We start from the raw sequence: 548 nt of genomic DNA, 5'->3' as shown, positions 1-548 counted from the left end.
GCCACACTGGGACTGAGACACGGCCCAGACTCCTACGGGAGGCAGCAGTGGGGAATATTGGACAATGGGGGCAACCCTGATCCAGCGATGCCGCGTGTGTGAAGAAGGCCTTAGGGTTGTAAAGCACTTTCAGCAGTGAAGAATGATATGATGGTTAATAACCATCGTAAGTGACGTTAACTGCAGAAGAAGCACCGGCTAACTCCGTGCCAGCAGCCGCGGTAATACGGAGGGTGCGAGCGTTAATCGGAATTACTGGGCGTAAAGCGCGCGTAGGCGGCATGGCAAGTTGGGTGTGAAATCCCCGGGCTTAACCTGGGAACTGCATCCAAAACTGCCAAGCTAGAGTACAGAAGAGGTCAATGGAATTTCCAGTGTAGCAGTGAAATGCGTAGAGATTGGAAGGAACATCAGTGGCGAAGGCGATTGACTGGGCTGATACTGACGCTGAGGTGCGAAGGCGTGGGGAGCAAACAGGATTAGAGACCCTGGTAGTCCACGCAGTAAACGATGAGAACTAGCTGTCGGGAAGCGTGACTTCTTGGTAG

General features: G+C 53.3%; 1 rRNA gene (running past both ends of the window). It reads left to right on the top strand.

Features of this window, described 5'->3' with window-relative positions:
- Positions 1 to 548: ribosomal RNA gene (locus COV52_07655) — 16S ribosomal RNA — on the top strand (it extends past both window edges: 219 nt to the left, 664 nt to the right).

It is taken from the genome of Gammaproteobacteria bacterium CG11_big_fil_rev_8_21_14_0_20_46_22 (genome assembly GCA_002796245.1).
Classification (GTDB): Bacteria; Pseudomonadota; Gammaproteobacteria; order UBA12402; family UBA12402; genus 1-14-0-20-46-22.
This window is presented reverse-complemented; position numbering and strand designations above follow the sequence as displayed.